Origin of the sequence: Tepidicaulis marinus (assembly GCF_000739695.1) — a bacterium.
GTDB lineage: Bacteria > Pseudomonadota > Alphaproteobacteria > Parvibaculales > Parvibaculaceae > Tepidicaulis > Tepidicaulis marinus.
This window is the reverse complement of record NZ_BBIO01000001.1, coordinates 1-21,391: the sequence shown is the minus strand read 5'-3', so window position 1 is coordinate 21,391 and position 21,391 is coordinate 1. Positions and strand designations below refer to the sequence as shown.

Sequence of the window (21,391 nt, the reverse complement as noted above, 5' to 3'; positions counted from 1 at the left end):
GGAGTCCCCCCCAATGCTCAATGTGCTTAAGCTGCTCAAACCCACACTCTGTGTCTCTGTTCTTTCCCTGTCGTTATGGGCCGGGCCGGGCTCTGCCGGCGCGACCGAGCCATCCGCAAGCGCCCCTGCCGAGACGGCCGAGCAGGAAGGCGCAGTAAGCCCGAATGTTCAGGAGCTTGCCCGCAAGGTTGAGATCGTCACGCGCACTAAGAACCTGACGGCTGTCCCTGAAAACGAGCCGCAACCGATCGATCTTTCTCTGGTGCGGGTGCCTGGCGCCCCTGCGAACCTGACCGAAGGCGTCACGGCTAATGCCTATTCGCGCTATGTGAAGGTCGACGGCGCGCTTGTTGGCCAGCTCGTGCTCTCCAGCGTCCAGAAGGACGGCAAAGTCGAGGCGCTCAATACCGAGAACTTCGTGGCGCAGTTCACACTGGAACGGCCGGAGCTTGATGCGGCCTCCGTCATCAATGTGGAAGGCAATGGCGATGAGCTGATTGCCGCTCTGGAACGCCTGGCGGAAGAAGACGAGGAGGCCGAAGAGCGGGAGACGGCGGAAGCGGCGAATGCTGCAAGCGGCGCGCCCTCCAATGCGGCCGAGAACAAGGATGCGGCCGGGTATCAGAACCCGGCGCCGCTTGATGTCGAGCCCACCTCCATCCCGAACATCCGGGTGACCAATGAGGGTTGCCAGATCCGAGTGGATCTGATGCAGCAAGTCGCCATCCAGCAGGCCCGCGTTGAAACCGAAGAAGACGGCCGCGTCACTTACTCGGAGTGTGAAGACGGCAATGACCGCTTCCCCCTCCAAAAATCCTATGCGGTGTGCGGGGACAAGGTGGACATCGAGGCCCGTCTTGCTCAGGCGCAATACCTTCTCTTCTACACGGATGCAGGCGGCAACCGGCAGGAGGTCAGCGACTGCGCCCCGGATGAAGAGCAAGTCTTCCCGATCACGGAGAAGCGCGGGGCCTGCACGGTCTATCTCGATTACGCGAAAGAAGAGGCGGTGCCGCAGGCAGCGCTCACCTATCTCAATGCCAGCAATACGGAAGTGCAGGTGCGCGGCTGCGAGCCTTCGCTGGAAGCGGCCGCCGTGCCTCTTCTGCGCAGTGTCGAGGGCTGCACCATCCGCCATGATTTTGCGGCAAACCGCTCGTTCCGGCAGAGCCGCTATACCTATGAGCTCGACGGTGCGATTTGGCAGGCGGGGCCCTGCTCGGATGACGGGACTGAATACGCGCACCGGCAGGTCTATGAGACGGAAGGCGGGGCGCTGGTCTGCGAGCCGATCGTCAGCCGCGACCTTGGAACAGTCACACACCAGTCGCGCATCCAGATCGACCTCGATACGGGGTCTCAGTTCATTACCGAGTGCAAACCGGACAGCAGCGCGAATGCTCTTGTTGCGACGGTGGAAGGCTGCACGAACCCGGCAAGCTGGACGCATGATGTCTCGGCCGGGGTCTCTTACGGCCAGGAGCGGTTTTATTATGAGCGCTCGGGCACGCGCACGTTTGTGTCGGAATGCGTGAACTCAGAGACGGTCTATAACCATCAACAGACCATCTCCGGCTGGCAGAACCATGACGGCCAGCTCTACGCCTACCGGCTCACCACCTTAAGCATCGACACGCCGCAGGGGCCTTACACGGTGCTCTCGTCTGAAGTGCTGCCGGGCGCTGAAGAAGAGCCTTACGTCTATGAAGGCCTCACCACAAAGCTCGATGGCACGGGCTGGTATGAGGGCTGCACGGAATATGCAGGCCAGGACTCGGTGAAGCTCTACCGGCGGCCCGATGGAACATCTTACGAGGTTGTTGTCGGCGATGCCGCCCCGGTGAACAAGGGCAACAAGTGCACGGTCTCTGCAGAGAGCCGGACGGTCTATGCCTATACGGAATGGAAGGGTGGCAAGGACGGCAATTACCTTGGAGCCGGGTGCGCCAACCATCCGAACTATTGCCCCTGGCGTTCGTACTGGGTCCATCTTCCCTCTTCACGCCAGGTGACAGGCCTCAGTTCCTACAATGACTGCATCACGCTCGGCGGCGGGATCAGCATGACCCATTACGACCGCCGTCAAAGCCGCCAGGTAACGCAGTTCCCAGATGGAACGCGCCAGTATGGCAGCTGGGTGAATGAAGGTGCGCCTTACGTGCGGGCGGTCAATGCCTGCCCCAGTGTTGGGTAGGAGCCGGTCATGCTGCATCCCAATCCGCTGTTCCGGCAAATCTTGGCGCCCCTCTCGGTGCATTACGATGACCCGGCCACCGTCGAAATCCGCATGAGCAGGCCGGGCGAGGTTGTCACCGAGCGGCGGGGCGAGGGCAAACGCGTTGTCGAAGACAAAGGCCTCTCTCTTGCCGTCATCGAGTCCATCTCGCGGTCCCTTGGGAACGCGAATGGCCTTGCCTTTGATGCTGATGAGAGCCCCAAGCTCTCCTGCATCTTGCCGGAGAGCCATCGCTTCGAGTGCCTGGTGGGGCCGTCTGTCCGTACCGGGCTCTCGCTGGCGATCCGCTGCAAGCATCCCTTTACCCCTGCCTGGGAACAGGCGGGGGTGAGCCCCGCGATCCGGGAGTATCTGACGGAAGCTATCCAGAGCGAAGCCAACATGATCATTGCCGGGGCGACCAACACCGGCAAGACGACGCTCCTCAACATGCTGCTTGAGACGATCGATGCGAACCGGCGTGTCGTCGCGGTCGAGGACACGCCGGAGCTTCATATCGAGCGCTTCTGGGACGGCGTCGGGCTCATTGCGGCGCGCGAGGCCGGGACCGGCGCGGGTCTTCTCGATTGGCGCCAGCTCTATGATCATCTCATGCGCATCACGCCGGATCATATCCTCTTCGGCGAAATCTCAACCCAGAACGCCTTTGCTGCCCTTGCCGCGCTCAACTCGGGCGTCACGGGCTTCATGTGCACCATCCATGCAGAAAGCCCCTGGCAGGCCATCCACCGGAAGTTCGATCAGAACATTGCCTGGTCGGGCGCCGCCATGCCGCGCGTGCCGGAGTTCCTCACAGAGCTTGTGGATGTGGTCGTCCAGATCAAACGCAGCTCGGACGGGTTCCGGCGCATTACCGACATCTGGGAGCCGCGCCGTGATCGCTGGGTGATGAAAGACGGGGAGGAGCTGACATGCTGACCGGCCTTCCTCTTACAGCCGCTCTCGCAGGCGCTCTTCCCGGCGCTGCGGCGGCCTTGTTCCTCCTGCCCTTCACGGGGCGCTTTGGAGAACAGGAACGGAGTGTAAATGCCTTGAAACAAGCGGGGCTCGCGGCCTTTTTTGCCGTGCCTGGGCTTGTTCTCCTCGATATACCGCTCCCGGTGATTGAGACCATGACCTCCTATCTTTGCGGCCTCATCGCCGGGTTCACAAGTATCATGACCCTCAGCGAAGCGGTCTCTTATGGTTGTCACTACTTCAAGTTCCGGAACGGGTATGACTGGCGCGGCGTGCCGCCGGATGCGCGGATCGCGTCCCTGGTAGAAAGCCTGGGCAAGGTGCCGGGCCTTCGGACCTTCGCGTCCTGTCAGGGGCACGTAACCGGCCAGCGGCTGCCCTATGTAGCCTTCTATGGCGATCTTGAAACAGCCGGCCGGATCGAGGCCGCGTTGAGACAGCTTCGCGCAAGTGAGCGGCTTTACTGGGATTGGCGGCTCTCCATGGCCTTCGGTGGGCAAGGAGAGCCGCACTTCTCCCTTCGCGCGGAAGGGCTGAGCGTTGCTTATGGCAATCCCTTTGCCGCGCTCTGGCATCTGGGCCTGCGCAGATCCGTGCTTGATGGGGATCTCGGCCTGCTCGGCCAGACCTTCGAGGCGCTTGCGTCAGAAGATCGAGAAAAGCGAGAGAAGGCAGAGCCCGAACAAGGTCAGCGGGATGAGAAAAGCGCTGTGTCCGAGGGGATCCTGTGTGCTGCAGGTGGGGCACGGACCGCTCGCGTCGGAAGCGATAGGGGCGCGGCAAATACGGCAAGAGACGAGTTCGACCATGAGACATCCTCTTTTGTTGAAAAGTTGAACCGTTACAGCGCCTGGATCAAAACGATAAAGGGCGCGTTCCGCAGAGGCAAGGAGGCGCGCCCATGCTGACCGCCCGCCTCGCTCTTCTTGCCGTCTTCACTGCGGCACTTGCCGCCATTCTCTTCCAATGGCATCTCGCGGTTGGTTTTGACCCGCTGGACGCGCGCTGGTGGAAATGGGCCTTTAAGAGCGCAGCCCATCCGGCCGGTCTTCCGGCCGAGATGGTCTCGGCGGCGATCTGGACGGGGAGCGCCGGTGTTCTTGCCATGCTGGGCGTGGCGGCGCTTGCCGCGCGTGTCTCGGCCCGCACGCTCTCGGGCGCGCGGGAGGCGGATGAACTCCACGGCACCGCGCGCTGGGCGGAACGCAGAGACGTGAAGGCCGCAGGCCTCTTCTCGGCAAAAGGCGTCACGGTCGGCGGCTGGAAGGGGCGGCTTAAGACAGAAACGCTCCGCCATGACGGGCCGGAGCATGTGATGGTCTTTGCACCGACGCGCTCCGGTAAGGGCGTGAGCCTTATCTTGCCGACGCTTTTGACCTGGCCTGAGAGCGTCTTCGTCCTCGACATCAAGGGCGAGAACTTCGCCCTGACGGCCGGATGGCGGGCTTCCCAAGGGCACCGCATCCTGAAGTTCGAGCCGACCAGCCCCGATTCAACCGTGCGGTTTAATCCCTTGGCCGAAGTGCGCCTTGAAGGCGGCCGGGACATTGCCGACTGCCAGAACATTGCTGCCATGATCATCGACCCGGACGGCAAGGGCCTTCGGGACTATTGGCGCCAAGAGGGCTGGACCTGGCTCTCTGTCGTCATCCTTCACGTCATATATCGGGTGCTGCGCGATGAAGGCCGGGATGCCTGCCTTGATGATGTGAACACCTTCGTCTCCGGCGTCATCGAGGAGGGCACGGGCGAGGACAACTTCGAGGCGCTGCTCGATGACATGATCGCCTTCGAGCATGGCAAACCCCATGTCGATAAGGAAGTGCGGCGCGGGGCAGCGCGCATGAAGATCAAGGCCCCGCAGGAACGTTCAGGCGTGCATTCCTCCGCGATCACGCAGCTGGCGCTTTATGCCGATCCTATCATTGCGGGGAACACGGCGGAGAGTGACTTTGCGCTGGCCGATCTCGTGAACGGCGAGACCCCGGCCGCGCTCTATCTCATCATCCGGCCCTCCGATATCGACCGGCTCAGGCCCCTCATCCGCATCATCATGAACATCCTTCTGCGCCGTCTCACCGAGCGGATGGAGTTCGAGGGCGGCAAGTCGATCGACACCTACAAGCACCGCCTGCTTCTGATGCTCGATGAGTTCACCGCGATCGGCAAGCTTGAGATCTTCGAACGCGCCCTTGCCTTCATGGCGGGCTATGGCCTTAAGGCCTTCGTGGTCGTCCAGGACATTGCCCAGCTGCACCAGGCCTATGGGCGGGACGAATCCGTCATGTCGAACTGTCATGTGCGGATCGCCTTTGCGCCGAACCGCATCGAGACCGCGAAACTTCTCTCCGACATGACCGGCAAGACGACGGTGGTGCAAAAGCAGCGCTCGCGCTCGGGCAAATTGGGTCATTTGGGCTCGGTCTCGGACTCTCTCAGGGAGACCGGCCGCCCGCTTCTGACGCCGGATGAGTGCATGCGCCTGCGCGGCATCGAAAAGCACGGCCGCAAGATCGTTCCCGGCGAGGCCCTCATCTTCTCAGCAGGCTCCCCACCGATCCGGGGCCTGCAGCGCCTTTACTTCCAGGACAAGGAGCTGGCGCGCCGGGCCGCGATCCCGGCGCCGCCCGTCCTTCCCACATCACCCGCGCCCTCTCTGCAACAGGAGACCCCCCATGAGAGAGACTGAAGAGACTTCTGCCCCCGAGGCAGCAATTGGCGAGACGGTCTGGCGCCGTCTCGCCTCGGCCACGATCCCCGCGCTTGCGGCGCAAGGTCCCGTTGCCGTCGATCCCGACCTTGCCGATGAGATGGGCGCCTTTGAAGAGACCGCGCTCTCTGAAGAGGACGCGCTCGACAGCCTGGTGGATGAGATCGCGCTCTCCGCTGAGGGAGGCGCCCATGGCTGAGGCAGAGCAGAAAGGCCCGACCTGGCGGGAGACCGTTATCGAGGAGCTGGTGCGGCATATCGAGGAAGGGACCGCGCCCTGGCAAAAGCCCTGGGACCCCAATCTCATCCGGGGCCGGGCGCATAACCCGGCCAGCGGCACCGCTTACAAGGGGATCAACTCGATCTGGCTCGATCTGCAGCCTTACACAGACCCGCGCTGGATGACCTACCGGCAGGCCGCCGCTCAAGACGCCCAGGTGCGCAAGGGCGAGAAGGGCACAAAAATCGAGTTCTGGAAATGGGAAGAGCGCCGGCAAAAGCTGAATGAAGCCGGCCGGCCGCTGACCGACAGCGAGGGCAATGCGCTTTATGAGACGGTGCGCCTTGAGAGGCCCAAGGTCTTTTATGCGACCGTCTTCAATGCCGAGCAGATCGACGGGCTGGAGCCCTACAAGGCCCCGGAACGCACCTTCGAGCCCGTGGAAGAAGCCGAAAAGGTGCTGGCGGGGGGCGGCGTGCCCATCCATCACGACCAAACGGACAGGGCATTTTATGCCATCAACAAGGACGCCATCCATCTGCCAAGACGGGAGGCGTTCGGCACGGCCTATGAGTATTACGCCACGGCGCTCCATGAGCTGGGGCACGCGACCGGCCATGAAAGCCGGTTAAACCGCGAGTTCGGCGCCTTCGGGTCCGAGACTTACGCCCGTGAGGAGCTGAGGGCGGAGATCGCCTCCTATCTCATCACGACGGAGCTGGGGCTTGGGCACTTCCCGGAACGCCATGCGGCCTATGTGCGCTCCTGGGCCAACACCATCCGCGAAGACCCGGCCGCGCTCTTCCGCGCGGTCAGGGACGCGGAGAACATCCGCAGCTGGGTGCTCGAACCTGAAAAGCGTCTCAGCCTTGAACTCTCCCACAAGAAGCGGGCCGAGCAGGCCCAGGCGCTCGGCTCAGAACCCCAAAAGGAGGCGCAATTGGACACGCCAGACGGCGCGGAACAAGAACCGCCCAAGCGCATCTATCTTGCCGTCCCTTACGAGGAGAAAGACGCGGCCAAGGAACTCGGCGCCCGCTGGGACCGGGGCCGCAAATCCTGGTATGTGCGCGCGGGGACCGATCTTGAGACGGTGGCCAAATGGCTCCCTCAGGAAAACGCCCCGAAGCGCGAGGCGCCGTCTGTCTCGCCGCAAGAAGAGTTCGCGGAGGCCTTGGAGGCGAACGGCCTCAAGCTCAAAGGCGCGCCGCAGATGGATGGCAAATGGCACCGGGTCCCAGTCGAGGGCGACCGCAAGGGCCAGCTCTCCGGCTCCTACCGGGGCTTCCTCGATGGGCGGCCTGCCGGTCAGATCATGAACTACAAGACCGGCGAGAAAGCCGTGCAATGGGTGGCGACGGGCTCACGGCTTGATCCGGAAGAGCTGGCACGCGTCAAAGCGGACTCCCAGGCAAGGCGGGCGAGCCTTGAAGCGGAGATTGCCGAAACCCAAGCCAGGACCGCCAAGCGCGCCTATGCGGTCTATATCAACGCGGAAGAAGCCCCGCAGAACCACCCTTACCTTGAAAAGAAACAGGTCAAGGGCCACGGCCTGAAACTCGACGAGAACGGCAATCTCCTGGTCCCCATGCGCGATGAGAAGGGCTTCCTTTGGAACCTGCAGGTGATCCGGGAAGACGGGACCAAGCGCTTCCTCAAGGGCGGGCGCAAGACCGGCCTTATGCATGTGATCGGGGAAGGCGATGGGCCCCTCCTCATCGCGGAGGGTTATGCCACGGCCGCAAGTCTTGAGAAGGCGACCGGCCGCCAGGTCGCTGTTGCCTTCGATGCCGGGAACCTTGGTCCTGTCGCCGAAGCGCTTAAGGCCAAAGAGCCGGAGCGGGCTCTGGTGATCGCGGCCGATGATGACCACGGCACAGAGCGCAATGCGGGCCTTGCGCGGGCGCGGCAAGCGGCCGAGGCCGTGAATGCCGAGCTGATCGTGCCGCCGCTGACGGAGGCCGAGAAGGCCAAGGGCCTCACCGACTTCAACGACATCGCGCAGGAACGGGGACCGGAGGCCCTGGAAAAGCTTCTGCCCGAACTTGTGAGGACGCGAGGTCAGGAAACCCGGAAAGCCGCGTCCCCTGCCAAAGCGCGACCCGGCGAGGCATTGGGACTTGGGGTCTGAGAGCACACACCGGCTGGCGGCGCGGGCTCGTGCCGCCAGCTTCTTCCTCTTCATACACAGGAGCCATACATGCCGCAGAAAAGCAAAATCGATCCGGCAAAAATCTTTGAGCGCCGGGCCTCTCTTAATCCGCACGAAATCGCCGCCCGGGAAACGTCAGGATGCGAGACTTGTGACAGCCGTCTCGTCTTTGCGCTCGCCACACGGGAAGGTGATGCGTTCTCAATTGACCTGCCCACCATCATTGCCTGTCTTGGGCAAGCGGAAGAGCGCGGGCATCTGCCGCCGCTTCCGGCCAACTGGTGGAACAAGACGCGCAATCACCTGAACCTTTGAACAAGCATCAGGCGTAAAAAAGGAAGCCGCTCCATGCATGTGTGCAAATACCGGATGAACGAGCCGGGGCCCTATCCGGTCGACCGCCAGGTCTTTGAACGGGAAACCGGCAAGCAATTGCCTTGGTACCGTAAGGAAGACGGCAAGGAGCGGGCCTATGCCATTTGCGAGGCCTGCGAGTCTCCCGTTCAGCTGATCGGGCTCTTTGAGCCTTTAGCGCATTCCGAGCGCCCCTATGGAAAGCACATGCACCGGCCAGTGAAAGGACTTGGCCGCTTCGATCCTTCGGTCTTTGAGTGGTGTCCTTATGTCCGCCGATCGAATGCAGGCGGAAAGGCCGGCAAGCGCCCGCTCGAAGGGGTCTCGCTCAAAATACTGGCTTTGGTGCTCGCGCATTTTGACCGGGTGCTGCGCATTCTGGAACAGGAAACCGGCATGCGCTTCTCGCACGCCTTTGCCCAAAAGCTGCTTGAGAGTTGGCTCGACGGTGAAGGCTACCGGTACACGAATGCCACGCTGCGCAATGTTCCCTGGATGGTGGGATACCGGGCACGCGGCCTCAATCCCTTTGGCCAGCAGATTACCGATAATGACGGTCTGCGTGAGGCGATCCTGAAAGCCATCCCTGAGGCCTCGATCGATGAGACGGGGCGGATCGGGAAAAAGGGAGAAGCGTTCTATCCGCTCTCCTGCGCCTTCCAGCACCACAAGGTGAGCTGGGAAGACGGTGCCATGCACGAGAGCATGATCTTCGAGGTGCGCAGCGCGGCGAAGCAGCCGATCTATGAGCAGCGCATCGAGATCAGACCGGAGGCCTTCTCCTATCTGCTCGGTCTGCCGCCGGATAAGGCAAAGAGAGGTGAGAAGCGCCTCGCTCTCGCGCGGGACGTGTACCGCTCACGGTTCAAGCCCGCCGTACTGGAAAGAATCGAGACCATCCTCACAGAAGAAGGTGACGAGGCGTGAAGCGCGCCGCAACAGAAGGAAAAAGACCCCATGCCTACAGAGAAGCGATGCAAGGACTGCGGCAGCACGGAGATCCATTGCCAGATGCTCGCCCACTGGGACGCAGAAGAAGAGGACTGGGTGATGGATACGCCCGTCGATCCGCCCTTTTGCGGCGATTGTCATTCCTTCGAGATCGAGGATGTGGAGGCGGATTAGGCCTCTCTCCTCCCCCTGAAACCGACGTACCCTCTGGCCCGCACGGGCAGGCAGATATAGACTGAGCCTTACCGGATTCGACGCAAAGGAGACCCAAATGCCGAAGAGCTATCTGTGCGAAAAAGAGCGCCAGGAACTGCAGGCTGAACGGGTCTCTGAGAACATGACGTATCTCATTGAAGCTCAAGAGGCCTTCAGTGCCGGAGACCGGGAGACCGGCCGTGCCTGGCTGGCTCTTGCCGAGATTCCGGCGCCCGCTCTTCTTGCGCTCAAGCGCGTGGAGGGGGCCGACTATATCCGGGCCAGAGGCTTGCGTACCGAGACAGCGGAAGCAGCCTATGGCAAAGACTGGCTTGATCGAGACCTTTAACGACACCCTTCTTCTCGAAAAAAGTTTTACCCAGGAAGTCGATCGCACAAGGGCCGCAAAAGAGCGGGCAACCGTGCGCGACACACTTCTGGCCATCGTTCAGGATGCGAGGCGTTCCGGCGATCTTGAGACGATTCTCACCATCGAGCGCCGCTTCCTGGAGAACGACAGGGTGGAATATGTCAGCAGCCGGGCGATGCGCTCGAGCCTCGATGTGGCGCTGGCCGAGCTCAAGATCGCCGAGCGGCATCTGGAGCTGGTCAAGGACCCGGTCCAATACAGGCTCATAGACGAGGCGCATAGCTTGCCCAAGCGCCGCGTCGGCGGCCTTCCGAAAGACGAGGCCCGCCTCTTCTTCGGCTCTCATGCCACGCGGCTCCTCAACCAGGACAAGTCCCGGCTCGACCGCCAAGAGAAACAGATCATCGAGGCGCGCAAGCAGAACATGCGCGCGGGCGCCAGGCTCTATGAGGCGCGCCAGCGCCAGGCGCTGGGGCTCGGAGCGAAGACCGGCAAAGAGCGCGGCCGGGACACCGGCATGGAGCTCTGAGCCATGGCCACAACCCGCAAATGCATCAAGACCTATTTTACAGCCGAGGAAGCGGCGCATCTTGATGAAGTGGCGGCGCGCCTCCGCCTTAACCGCTCCGACTTCCTGCGCCGTTTGACCATGGCCTACCGTGTGCCTGATCCGACCGAGTTCGTAGCCTGGCAGGGCATCCGGGATCTGATGAAGGTGAACGCGGATCTGGCCCGGCTGGGCAATCTCTTCAAGCTCGCGCTCGATGAAGAGCCGCCGGACAGCCTGACCCAAAAACTGGGTGAAATCGCGGCCGATATTGCGGAGACCCAGCAGCACCTGAAAGCCGCCGCGATCGATGTGCGCGCCCTCATCCAGGGGCGGCGCCGATGATCGCCCGGCGTCTTCCCAAGGATAGCCAGATTGCCGACAACTTCACGGCGCTCGGCAAATATATTGCGGCCGCCAAAGACAAGGGCGAGAAGCTGGACAGGCTCTGGATCGCGGGCTGTGATGCTGGGGAAGAGCTGGGCGATCTTGATGCGGCGCTGGCCGAGATCGAGGCGGTCAGGAAGCAGAAACCCGACACGAAGAACAAGACCTATCATTTGCTCGTGTCGTTCCGTCCAAGCGACCAGGAAAAGCTCTCAAGCGAAACGCTCAAACACATCGAGGAAGAGTTTGCGGGCGCGCTGGGCCTCTCGGATCATCAGCGTGTGGCGGGCACGCATATCAATACCGACAACTTCCACATGCATGTGGCCTACAATCTGGTGAACCCGTACACCCTCAAGATGGCGTATCCGCGCCATGACTTCCGGGCGCTCGCCAAAACCGCCCGCGCCCTTGAGCAGAAATACGGCCTTGCGATCGATCCGGGCATGACGGACGGCATCGAGCGCGGCCGGGAGGGCCTCTCGCCACAAGCCCAGGACTATGAGCGCCATACCTGGCAGCAATCGTTCCAGCGCTACATGCTGGAGAACAAGGCGGAGATACTGGAGGGGATTGGGAAAGCCCAGGACTGGCAAGCTCTCCACGAGGGGCTCTCTGCCCACGGGGTCTCACTTCGCAAGCGAGCCAACGGTCTGGTCTTTGTGGAAGCGCGGGAAGGTAAGCAGGCGATGAAAGCCAGTGCCTTCGACCGCTCGACCTCGAAACCGGCGCTGGAGAAGCGGCTGGGACCGTTTGAGCCTATCGAGAAAGAAAGAGAGGCCGGGGTCGTCCGATCGATGCCGGCGCGGCGCTACAAAGCCCGGCCGTTGCTCAAGGGACATCCGGCCATGAGACCGCTATGGCGGCGCTACCTGACAACACGGCGGGCTGTTCCGAAGCGGCCGGGGATCATTGGCAGAGCGATCGGGAACTGGAAGCAGTTCTTGCTGGCGGAGGCCTATAACGATCCGATGGCGATTGTTCTCATCCTTGCGCATCGGGAAATGCTGAATCTGCTGCTCGGACCCCGTCAGGTCCAAGCAAAGCGCGTGCCGAAAACACTTGAGGGCCCCCTTGCCCATTGGCGCCAGCTTGCGCCGGCGCAAGTCTCTCGTATGAAGCCGCAGATGGCAACGCGGCCGGAACGGGCCGAACAAATGCAGGATGGCTAGGGGAACGTGGTCGCGCCACGGCGCAATGACCAGGGCATGGTGGTCGGCCTGCTTGTTCGGGAGCAGGGCGGACACTTTGTTGCGCTACCAAAGACCGTTGCCCCGAGCCGTGCTCGGAGCAACGGTCCAGGTAGTGGTTTGAGTGTGGATACATAATGCGTGATTGAGAAACCTTTTAGCTGTAGTCACGAAATCCAAACCCTGCTTTCCTGCGAGCGAAGAGAGTGTTCGCGGGCTTATTGTATAAGCACACCAAACGCGGAACCCGCGACCTCTAGTGTAAAACGAACCACTGAAAATCAGAACCAGAAGCGAACCCCTGTCACCAGCGACACAGCATCAACATCCTCGCCGCTAGCGCGGGCTATATCCGCCGTCTCGCCCACGGCGCTCTCCCAGGAGACACCTATATATGGGGCGAACTCCCTCACCACCTCATATCGAAGACGCAGTCCCGTCTCCACGGTGCTTAACCCCGACCCGATACCAAGCTCGGGTACATCCTGAACCGCAAAATCGAACTCCGCGCGTGGCTGCAGGATCAGCCGCTGCGTGAGCAACAACTCATACTCCGCCTCTAAACGGGCCGAGAGGTCGCCGTCCTCACTCAGGAACGCGGCCCCGTCCACCTCGAACCAGTAAGGCGCAAGCCCCTGCACCCCCAGAACGGCGAAGCTGCGCGAGGGATGAGGGCGAAAATCGTGACGCACCCCCGCCTGCACATCGAAATAAGACGAAATGGTGCGCGTGTAGAGCGCCTGCACCTCGACACCTTCGGCCTGATCTTTGTCCAGAAGATATTCGCCTTCCGTCTTGACCGTGACCTTGTTGATGTCGCCTCCGAGCCAGCCCTGCATGTCCCAGAGGAGCACTGGTTCGCCCTCATTGCTGCGGTATTCCAGCCGGTCGCCCATAAGCATGAAGTTGGTCTGCCCTCCCGTCTCGTGTTTCAGCGCACGGCGGGCAGCCGCCATTTCTTCCGCGTCATAGTGTTCGTCTGCGGCGCTGTAGCCGAATTCATCTTCCGCCGCGAATGCCGGACCGGCCACAAGCACACCGAACACCGCCAGCCCGGACATTAGAGTTACCGTTTTCATTGAGACGCCTCCGCCATGTCTTTACGTACCGAAACCACCTGAAACATGCCCGCATGCATGTGATAGAGAAGATGGCAGTGAAAGGCCCAGTCGCCCTCTTCATCCGCCGTCACGTCGAAAGACATCTTCTCGCCGGGCTTGACCACGATGGTGTGTTTGCGCGGCTTGTGATCCCCCGCGCCCGTCACCAGCTCGAAGAACATGCCGTGCAGGTGAATGGGATGCGGCATCATCGTGTCGTTGACCATTGTCAGGCGCAAACGTTCGCCATAGTGAAAAATGATGGGCTCCGTCACCTCCGAAAACTTCTTGCCATCGAACGACCACATATAACGTTCCATGTTTCCGGTCAGATGCAGCTCTATCTCCCGGCCCGGCGCGCGCGTATCCGGATTGGGTGCCAAGCTTTCAAGATCCGTGTAAACGAGAACCCGGTGCGTCACATCTTCAAGGCCAATGCCCGGTTCGCCCAGCCGGTTTTGCGGCTGCATCGCTGTGTTGGCAATGCCGGGTCCGGTAGGGTGGTTGTGCGTCTCCATCGCGCCCATGCCCTCCATGCCGTCCTTTTGCATGGCTCCGGCCAGGGCGCTTCCATGGCCCATCGCCCCATGATCCATGGCGCCGTGCCCCATGGCGGAATGATCCATGGACCCGTGGTCCATTTCACCGCTCTTGTGACCGGCCGGTTCGCCCTGGCCCATCGCGGCATGATCCATACTGCCATGACTCATTCCACCATGTCCGGCCATGCCCATGTCCTTCATGGTCAAGAGCGGTCTGGGCCGCAGCGGCGGCACCTCCGCTTCCATGCCCGGACGTGGCGCCAGCGTCGCCCGCCCGTAACCGGATCGGTCGATGGATTCGCACATCAGCGTGTAGGCCTGATCCTTGCGGGGTGTGACGACCACGTCATAGGTTTCGGCCACGCCGATCTGAAACTCGTCCCGCTCCACCGGACGCACATTCTGCCCGTCCGCCTGCACGATGCTAAGCGGCAGGCCCGGAATGCGCACATTGAATACCGACATGGCCGAGGCATTGACGAAACGTAGCCGCACCCGCTCGCCCAGCTCGAACAGCGCCGTCCAGTTATCGCCTGGCCCATGCCCGTTAACGAGGAATGTATAGGTAGCCCCTGTCACGTCGGCGATGTCAGTCGGGCTCATGCGCATGTCGCCCCACATCAGGCGTTCCTCGACGGTCTCGCCAAGTCCCATCCGGGACACGTCGCGCATGAAATCACCAGCGGTGCGTTGCTGGAAATTATAGGTATCCGACATCTTCTTCAGCTTGGCGAAGATCCGGTGCGGTCCCTCGAACGTGTAGTCCGACAGCACCACCACATATTCCCGATCATAGTCCACCGGATCGCTGCCGGCCGGGTCCACGACAAGCGGGCCATAATGGCCGAGCTGTTCCTGCAACCCCGAATGGCTGTGGTACCAGTAGGTGCCGGACTGACGCACCGGAAACGTATATTCGAACGTTTCCCCCGCCTTGATGCCGGGGAACGTCACCCCCGGCACACCGTCCATCTGGAAGGGCACCAGCATGCCGTGCCAGTGAATGGACGTGTCCTCGTCCAGGTGATTGGTCACCCGCATGGTGACCTGCTCGCCTTCTTTCCAGCGCAAGAGAGGCGCGGGCAAGGTGCCGTTGACCGTGATCGCCTCACCGGTGCGCCCGTCTATATTGATGGCGCTGCGGGCAATATCCAGATCGAACCGGTTGCCGGAAAGAGCGGTGATGCCTGCCTCGGACAGGGAACGCGGTGAGCGCGCCCAGGCCGGCAGGAGGCCAGAGGCAGCAAGCATGGCCGCGCCCGATGAAAACGATTTCAGGAGGTGACGCCGTGTAAGCATGTTCAGTGCTCCTCGTGAGAGTGGGGTGAATGAGTGTGCGCCGCCGGATAGGCGTAGTGATCGGCGCCATAAAGCATGCGCCCGCCCAGATAGCCGTTGAGACCAGCAAGAACGGCCAGGACGAAAAGTCCGGTCCGGTAAAGGCCCGGCCCGGATTGCTCACGCCAGTGCCGCTCGCCAAGCCAGAGAACGGCAAGCGCGAGGATGGCAACGGCCGTGCCGTTCCAGCGGTGAAAGGCAAGAAGCGGCCCGTCGCTGCTCACGGAAAATCCGGCGAAGAACCAGCCCAAGATCACCGTGCCCACGGCGGATACGGTCCCTGCCCAAAGCATGAAACGCGCCGCATTGGGCAAAAGCGCGGTCCGGTAACGGAACCGCAACGCCTCGGCCAGCGCGGCGCCCAGCAGCAACCCGATCGGAAAGTTCGTAGCGGCAGGATGAAGCTTGCCGATCCAGTTTAGAAAACGCTCGAAGCCGGTATCGGCCCAGCCTGCATGGGCGCTGTGATCGTGCCCGCCTTCGTCCTGCATCGGTGCAGGCGAACCGGCCTTGGCGTTTGCGAACGCTTGCGCGCCGTGTCGGTCTTGCGCCGGTACGGGCATATCCGCCTGACCAGATGGCCTCTCATGTACTTCGTCACCATGCGCATAGGCGCTGCCCGTCATGGCGAGCACCAGAAATAGGCCCGCCGTGACGGCAAAAATGGAGAATCTGTGAATCATTTCATCTCTTCCGTTTTGAATGAGCAACATGCCGCCTCAAGAAGGCAGCCCTCAATCAAACAAAAGAGCTAAATCAAAAGAAGATTGTGCAGGCCGACCGGCGTTGCCCCAACAAGGGGTGGCCCGGTTTGCACCATAGCTGGCATGTGCTGCCAGAGCAGCGGGGACGGCCAGGCAACCGGCACAGCGCGCGCAGCAAGGCTCGGTGACATTTCAAACGGGGAAAAAGCCCTTGCCGCTGTCAGCGCGCTCGCACGCAACTCTGTAGAGTTGCAGCATTTGACCAGCTCGTGGCCATCTTCCTGTGCGTTTGCGGCCTCGTGTCCGTGGAAAGCAGGTGCCACCGCATCATAAGCACGCTCTTGATGCGCGTGACCGGACATAACGTGTCCTGCCAGCGCCGCATGGGCTGCGCCGCCGAGAGGAAAACATGCACCAAAGGCGCCCGTGCCCCAAACAAGGGCCAGCATAAATACTGCCACAAAGCTGACGACCGGGTTTCTGTGTGTCATATTCCGCTCACTTAAACTTAACCTTTTTCTTATACCCCTATGGAGTATCCGTCAATGGAGGTTGCCACGCGCACGACCGTAAACCGTCTGAAACGGATCGAAGGCCAGGTCCGGGGCGTCACCCGGATGCTGGAAGAGGACCGGTATTGCATAGACATTCTCCGGCAAATCCAGGCGGTCAAGGCTGCCTTGCGAAAAGTGGAAAGTGAAGTGCTGAAGCAGCACACCGGTCACTGCGTCGAACACGCCATCAAGAGCGGTTCGGCGAAAGAGCAACGAGAGAAATTCGCAGAACTTATCGATCTATTCGAGCAGATCCGGAAATGACGGAGGAACATGGCGTACTTGCGGAGAAAGACAGTGTTTTTGGGGGACGTTGCGCAAAACCGCGACAACAATCTCAATCTGCTCCGCTTTCTCGCTGCCGCTACCGTCGCGCTTTCCCACAGCTTCCTACTTGTCACGGGCGACCCGGAAAGCCGCCCGCTCATGAAGGCGACAGGCTTTTCCATCGGCTATCACGCCGTTGACATCTTTTTTGTCATCAGCGGATTTCTGGTCACGCAAAGTTGGATGCGCCGGAGTTCGTTGCTGGATTTTACTGTGGCCCGCGCCTTGCGCATCTACCCGGCTCTTGCCGTATGCGTGATGCTGACCGCGCTTGTGCTGCTGCCGCCATTGAGCAATACGTCCGCTGCAGGCTACTTCTCGTCTTTCGAGACCTTTTCCTATGTTGTCTTGACCGCCAGTCTTGTCTCACCGGACGGCACATTGCCCGGCACGTTCCTCACGACGCCGGTTGCCAATGAGGTCAACGGCTCCCTTTGGACACTCAGATACGAAGTGCTGTGCTACGCGGCCCTCGCCTTTTTGGGTATGAGCGGTATCCTCGCGCGGCGCAAATGGCTGATCCGCACGGCGTTTGTGATCGGCCTGCCCCTCGCCGCACTGTCTCTTTTCCCCATCGCCTATGCCGATGACACGATCCTTGGCCACTTCGTGCGGTTTGGCCTGTGCTTCGGGCTGGGCGTACTGGCCTATGAATACCGCGCGCAAATCCCGCTTCATTGGGCTGGTGTCGTGTTTTTATTCCTGCTCACCGTGGCCATGCGGCCTTACGCTGTTTTTCCGTTGAGCTTCTACCTTCTCACCGCTTACAGTGCATTTTGGCTGGCTTATATTCCCAGCGGCTGGATCAGGAATTTCAATAAAGCCGGGGATTACTCCTACGGTCTCTACATTTATGCCTATCCGTTTCAGCAAGCGCTTGTGCTGACCATGCCGAACCTGACGCCACTTCATCTCTTCGCCGTTACTCTGGCTGCGGTGCTGCCCGCTGCAATCCTGTCTTGGCATCTTGTAGAAAAGCCTGTAATGGCGAAAAAGGGTGATGCGGCGGCGCGGCTGAGACGTTTGGGCAGATGGCTCGCCAGCCGAAAACTGATGCGATGGATATAATGGGATTGCTGGTTAGATTGCTCGCACCCAGTGCAGATACAATCTTGATGGGATGCAATTCCCGCTTCAGACGCTGAGCAAGCAGCCTCGCTTTTGTCTCTAGACGGATGGTATAACGAGAACGCGGGCGATTATAAGGCCGTTCGATAAAGAAAAAATCTCTCTTCTGTGTTGAAGCGGGAACTAAATCGTGCGTAAGTGAGGCTTGGGACTCACTAAGCAAACGAAGCGGACAGTCAGGCAATGAACAGCGAAGACCGTTCTCCCAGTTACGCAAAAAACAGTTTGACGCTCGCCGGCGCCGTCATGCTGGGAACGGGCGTGATGATCGGTGCCGGAATATTCGCTCTAACCGGGCAAATGGCCGAGCTTTCCGGCCCGTTATTTCCCATTGCCTTTCTTTCTGCCGCCATCGTCGTTCTCTTCAGCGCGTATTCTTACGTGAAAATGTCCGCCTCTCATCCCTCGGCAGGCGGCATCGCAATGTATCTGCACAAAGCCTATGGAGACACACTCCCCACAGCCTTCAACGCGCTGCTTATGTATTTTTCCATGGTCATCGCGCAAAGTTTCCTGGCCCGCACATTCGGCGCCTACACGCTGCAGCTTTTCGATGTGCCCGATAACAGCATTTGGGTGCCGGTCCTCGGTGTAGCGCTTCTGATTGCGGCTTTCCTGATCAACCTGTCAAAGAACCAGATCATCGAAGCCGTCGCTTCATTCATCGGCATACTCAAACTTGCCGGTATCGTGCTCTTCGGCGCCGTCGGCATATGGCTGGCGGAAGATGTTACTGCGGATTTCACGCAGTCTGAGCCCCGCGCCTCATGGGAAGGGTTTCTGGCGGCCACCGCGCTTGGGATTCTTGCCTTTAAAGGCTTTACAACCATCACGAATAGCGGCTCGGAGCTCACCGACCCCCATAAGAATGTGGGGCGGGCGATCCTGATCTCGATTGCCTTATGCGTTGTGATTTACGCGCTGGTCGGTTTTGCCGTGGCAAGCAATCTGTCGATCGATCAAATCATAGAAACGAAAAACTATTCTCTTGCCGCCGCGGCCCGCCCGGCGCTCGGTGATCTCGGTCTCTGGTTCACCGTCATTCTTGCCATGGCGGCGACGGCAGGCGGCATTATCGCCAGTATCTTTGCGGTGTCACGCATGCTTGCCATGCTCACGCAAATGCGTCTGGTCGCTCATAGCCATTTCGGCATGCCCGGCAGCATTCAGAAACACACCCTCGTTTACACGGTGGTTCTGGGCATTGTTCTCACTGCTTTCTTCGATCTCACCCGGATCGCGGCACTGGGGATTATCTTCTATCTAATTATGGATATCGCCGTGCATTGGGGCATCCTTAGATATTTGCGCAAAGAAATCGGCGCAAATGCCATGGTCCTGACATCCGCCATCCTGCTCGACCTCATCGTTCTTGGCGGCTTTGTCTGGGTTAAACTTGGCTCCGACATCACCGTAATCGGCGTCGCTCTGGGCGCGATGGCGGTCATCTTCGTTTCCGAGGCGATTTTTTTGAAACACCGCAAGAGTGAGGGACACCAGTAACAAGGGCCGACGCAAAAGAAAGCAACCGCTTCCAAGGAAGGAGACGTTTTGATGATGCAAGAAAACATGGCCGGCGCGCATCTAATCTGGATGTTCGTTCTGGCGCTCATTGTTGTCATTCCTTTCTGGCGCATCTGCCAGAAAGCGGGCTATCCGGGCATACTGGGGCTCTTGTCCATCGTCCCTATTGCCAATATCGCCCTGATTTATTTTCTGGCCTTCGCCAGATGGCCTGCGCACAAAAGCATGCAGCACGACACGTCCTCGTAAACCACGCTTCAGCCAAGCAGCCCGCCGGGGCACTCAATGAGCTTGTTTCGGCGGGCAAGGCCTGTCGCCATAGGAACAGAAAACACAGCAATCGCCGGGTAGAGGGCGCAGAAGTCTGCCGCAGGATTTGCATTCGTAGAAATACTGGCACGCATCCGTTGGCATCTGCTCTACGGCTTTATGGCCGCATGCCGGACATGTAATTAAGGATTCGGTCATCATGAGGCCGGTCCCCATCCAAGTGAGCCGGACCACAAGCCTATCCCTTTGGGCAGATTACGCTTCTTCACAAGATGCGGAGCATATCGCCGCATAACAGGTTTTTCTCTGGACCGGGCGGGCGGAGAGGCTAGGATGGCTTCATGATCCGCTATCTTCTATATCCGCTGCTTGCCTTGGCGCTGCTGGTTGCGCCCGGTACGTTTTTGCCTGCGGATATGGGCCCCTTTGCCGCCCAGGCAGATCAAGGCTCGGCGCCCTCCCCTGACGCAGGGAAAATAAGTGCCGTAGCGGAAGTGAACGCGTCCGCAGGGGACATGCACGATTGCGACACTTGCGGCACCTGCGCGGAAAACGGTGACTGCACGGCGGGCAATAGCGACGCCGCCTGCGATAAAACATGCCGTACAGCTTGCAGCACCGGCTCTCTTTCTAGCTTTCATGCCCCGACTTGCGCCATAACGGCGCGCTCCGGCGGCGATAAGGTCCGCATTCCCGGAAGCCGGATCGCCGCGCATCTTGTCCCCGCCAGCGATCCACCTCCCCCCCGCCTCTAACAGATCACGCGTGTAGCGCCGCTGCGCCGCGCGCGCGCCCTTCCTCCGGCATGGAGCCGGAAGGATCTCCAGATCTGTTCGAGGAGACGATACTCTCATGACGCCCTTTTCCCGGATCGCGCAAACCGCACTGGTTTGCGCAGGCATCCTTGCCTGGACCTATCCGCTCCACGCGGAAGAAACAGCCCTCGGTTTCGAGGAGGCCGCCCGCCTTGCTGCTACAGCACAGGACCCTGCGCTCGAACGTTTCGACGCCCGCGCCGAAAGTCTTGAAGAACGCGCCATCGCCGATTCCGCGCTGCCCGACCCGACGGTTCGCACCGGCCTCGCCAATTTTCCCGTCGATACGCTGCGCGACGTTCAAGAGCCCATGACGCAGTATCAGGTCGCGCTGCGTCAGGAATTTCTGCCTGGCGACACACTTGCGCTCCGGGGCCGTGAACGGCACGCGGAAGCAGCGATCGAGCGGCAGAAGAAAGAATTGCTGCTCCGCCGGATCGTCTTCGACGTGCGCCGGGCTTGGCTCGATCTTTATCACGCGGAAAAATCCCGCCGCATCATTAAGGCCAATCTCAGCGCGCTGCAGAACCTGGCCAGTGCCCAAACCGGCGCTTTCGCGAGCGGCGGATCGAGCAGCCAGAACATCTTCCGGGCTGATCTTGAAATCGCGCTGATGAAAGACCGGCTTTCCGCACTGACCCAGCACGGGAAAAATGCGGCGGCGGAGCTTGCCAGATATATCGGCGTGCATGCCAATCGCCCGCCGGTGGGCGAGCTTCCGCTGCTGAACGAACCGCGCGCGCCAGCAGCACTGAAAGAAGCTCTGAGCGCGCATCCGGCAGTAGATGTCGAGCGGGCGGCGGAGGAGCGCGAGGAGGTA

23 protein-coding genes are annotated in these 21,391 nt (G+C 60.7%); 18 read left to right on the top strand and 5 right to left on the bottom strand.

Translation table 11 applies throughout. The features are described 5' to 3' along the window. Window positions 1–13 precede the first annotated feature (13 nt). The 13 genes from M2A_RS00110 (at window position 14) to traI (ending at window position 12,251) form a co-directional block, all read left to right on the top strand. Window positions 14–2,194, top strand: a complete 2,181-nt coding sequence (locus tag M2A_RS00110; RefSeq protein ID WP_045441532.1) for a hypothetical protein — start codon at window positions 14–16, stop codon at window positions 2,192–2,194. A 9-nt stretch (window positions 2,195–2,203) separates the two neighbouring features. Next, window positions 2,204–3,154 carry an ATPase, T2SS/T4P/T4SS family gene (locus tag M2A_RS00105; RefSeq protein ID WP_045441529.1) on the top strand — a complete coding sequence of 317 codons (951 nt, stop codon included), beginning with the start codon at window positions 2,204–2,206 and terminating at the stop codon, window positions 3,152–3,154. Beyond that, window positions 3,148–4,101 (top strand): hypothetical protein, encoded by a 954-nt coding sequence (locus M2A_RS00100; protein ID WP_045441527.1) that lies wholly within the window; start codon window positions 3,148–3,150, stop codon window positions 4,099–4,101. Before M2A_RS00105 ends, M2A_RS00100 begins: the two co-directional genes overlap by 7 nt. Next, on the top strand, window positions 4,095–5,882 hold the full coding sequence (locus M2A_RS00095) for a type IV secretory system conjugative DNA transfer family protein (protein WP_045441525.1): 1,788 nt from the start codon (window positions 4,095–4,097) through the stop codon (window positions 5,880–5,882). Before M2A_RS00100 ends, M2A_RS00095 begins: the two co-directional genes overlap by 7 nt. After that, window positions 5,869–6,102 (top strand): hypothetical protein, encoded by a 234-nt coding sequence (locus M2A_RS00090; RefSeq protein ID WP_045441523.1) that lies wholly within the window; start codon window positions 5,869–5,871, stop codon window positions 6,100–6,102. The genes M2A_RS00095 and M2A_RS00090 overlap by 14 nt, the downstream gene beginning before the upstream one ends. Further along, the gene (locus tag M2A_RS00085; protein ID WP_045441521.1) at window positions 6,095–8,254 is read left to right on the top strand and encodes a zincin-like metallopeptidase domain-containing protein; all 2,160 of its coding nucleotides are present in this window, start codon (window positions 6,095–6,097) and stop codon (window positions 8,252–8,254) included. Before M2A_RS00090 ends, M2A_RS00085 begins: the two co-directional genes overlap by 8 nt. 69 nt (window positions 8,255–8,323) lie before the next feature. Continuing rightward, window positions 8,324–8,590, top strand: a complete 267-nt coding sequence (locus M2A_RS00080; RefSeq protein ID WP_052379063.1) for a hypothetical protein — start codon at window positions 8,324–8,326, stop codon at window positions 8,588–8,590. A 33-nt stretch (window positions 8,591–8,623) separates the two neighbouring features. Continuing rightward, window positions 8,624–9,556 (top strand): hypothetical protein, encoded by a 933-nt coding sequence (locus M2A_RS00075; RefSeq protein ID WP_045441519.1) that lies wholly within the window; start codon window positions 8,624–8,626, stop codon window positions 9,554–9,556. A 30-nt stretch (window positions 9,557–9,586) separates the two neighbouring features. Next, window positions 9,587–9,754 (top strand): hypothetical protein, encoded by a 168-nt coding sequence (locus tag M2A_RS17900; RefSeq protein WP_156101641.1) that lies wholly within the window; start codon window positions 9,587–9,589, stop codon window positions 9,752–9,754. A gap of 97 nt (window positions 9,755–9,851) precedes the next feature. Continuing rightward, window positions 9,852–10,124: a hypothetical protein gene (locus M2A_RS00070; RefSeq protein ID WP_045441516.1), complete on the top strand. Its 273-nt coding sequence runs from the start codon at window positions 9,852–9,854 to the stop codon at window positions 10,122–10,124. Further along, the gene (locus M2A_RS16975; RefSeq protein ID WP_156101640.1) at window positions 10,093–10,674 is read left to right on the top strand and encodes a hypothetical protein; all 582 of its coding nucleotides are present in this window, start codon (window positions 10,093–10,095) and stop codon (window positions 10,672–10,674) included. The genes M2A_RS00070 and M2A_RS16975 overlap by 32 nt, the downstream gene beginning before the upstream one ends. Before the next feature lie 3 nt (window positions 10,675–10,677). After that, window positions 10,678–11,037 carry a plasmid mobilization protein gene (locus M2A_RS00060; RefSeq protein WP_045441514.1) on the top strand — a complete coding sequence of 120 codons (360 nt, stop codon included), beginning with the start codon at window positions 10,678–10,680 and terminating at the stop codon, window positions 11,035–11,037. Then, complete coding sequence (gene traI, locus M2A_RS00055; RefSeq protein ID WP_052379061.1) at window positions 11,034–12,251, top strand: TraI/MobA(P) family conjugative relaxase; 1,218 nt, start codon at window positions 11,034–11,036, stop codon at window positions 12,249–12,251. The genes M2A_RS00060 and traI overlap by 4 nt, the downstream gene beginning before the upstream one ends. 299 nt (window positions 12,252–12,550) lie before the next feature. On the opposite strand, the gene M2A_RS00050 is transcribed toward traI, so the two are convergent. The 4 genes from M2A_RS00050 to M2A_RS00035 all read right to left on the bottom strand — a co-directional run bounded on the left by M2A_RS00050 (window position 12,551) and on the right by M2A_RS00035 (window position 16,444). Further along, window positions 12,551–13,348 carry a copper resistance protein B gene (locus tag M2A_RS00050; protein ID WP_052379060.1) on the bottom strand — a complete coding sequence of 266 codons (798 nt, stop codon included), beginning with the start codon at window positions 13,346–13,348 and terminating at the stop codon, window positions 12,551–12,553. Continuing rightward, the gene (locus M2A_RS00045; RefSeq protein ID WP_045441509.1) at window positions 13,345–15,210 is read right to left on the bottom strand and encodes a copper resistance system multicopper oxidase; all 1,866 of its coding nucleotides are present in this window, start codon (window positions 15,208–15,210) and stop codon (window positions 13,345–13,347) included. Before M2A_RS00045 ends, M2A_RS00050 begins: the two co-directional genes overlap by 4 nt. Window positions 15,211–15,212: 2 nt before the next feature. Further along, on the bottom strand, window positions 15,213–15,932 hold the full coding sequence (locus tag M2A_RS00040) for a DUF2231 domain-containing protein (RefSeq protein WP_156101639.1): 720 nt from the start codon (window positions 15,930–15,932) through the stop codon (window positions 15,213–15,215). Window positions 15,933–16,000: 68 nt separating this feature from the next. Next, window positions 16,001–16,444, bottom strand: coding sequence for a hypothetical protein (locus M2A_RS00035; protein WP_045441505.1), 444 nt, complete (start codon window positions 16,442–16,444; stop codon window positions 16,001–16,003). Between the two features lie 54 nt (window positions 16,445–16,498). Here M2A_RS00035 and M2A_RS00030 point away from each other — a divergent pair, with 54 nt between their 5' ends. From M2A_RS00030 to M2A_RS00015, 4 genes are all read left to right on the top strand, one after another. After that, window positions 16,499–16,771, top strand: a complete 273-nt coding sequence (locus M2A_RS00030; RefSeq protein WP_045442186.1) for a metal-sensitive transcriptional regulator — start codon at window positions 16,499–16,501, stop codon at window positions 16,769–16,771. 33 nt (window positions 16,772–16,804) lie between these two features. Beyond that, window positions 16,805–17,902, top strand: a complete 1,098-nt coding sequence (locus tag M2A_RS00025) for an acyltransferase family protein (protein WP_052379059.1) — start codon at window positions 16,805–16,807, stop codon at window positions 17,900–17,902. A 243-nt stretch (window positions 17,903–18,145) separates the two neighbouring features. Beyond that, complete coding sequence (locus tag M2A_RS00020; RefSeq protein WP_045441503.1) at window positions 18,146–19,465, top strand: APC family permease; 1,320 nt, start codon at window positions 18,146–18,148, stop codon at window positions 19,463–19,465. A 51-nt stretch (window positions 19,466–19,516) separates the two neighbouring features. After that, on the top strand, window positions 19,517–19,735 hold the full coding sequence (locus M2A_RS00015) for a hypothetical protein (protein WP_045441501.1): 219 nt from the start codon (window positions 19,517–19,519) through the stop codon (window positions 19,733–19,735). Between the two features lie 33 nt (window positions 19,736–19,768). On the opposite strand, the gene M2A_RS18305 is transcribed toward M2A_RS00015, so the two are convergent. Continuing rightward, on the bottom strand, window positions 19,769–19,957 hold the full coding sequence (locus tag M2A_RS18305) for a GDCCVxC domain-containing (seleno)protein (RefSeq protein WP_081875314.1): 189 nt from the start codon (window positions 19,955–19,957) through the stop codon (window positions 19,769–19,771). 651 nt (window positions 19,958–20,608) lie between these two features. Between M2A_RS18305 and M2A_RS00005 the strand changes: the two genes are divergently transcribed. Continuing rightward, window positions 20,609–21,391 (top strand): TolC family protein (locus tag M2A_RS00005; protein ID WP_045441497.1); only part of this gene is annotated, 783 nt, incomplete at its 3' end.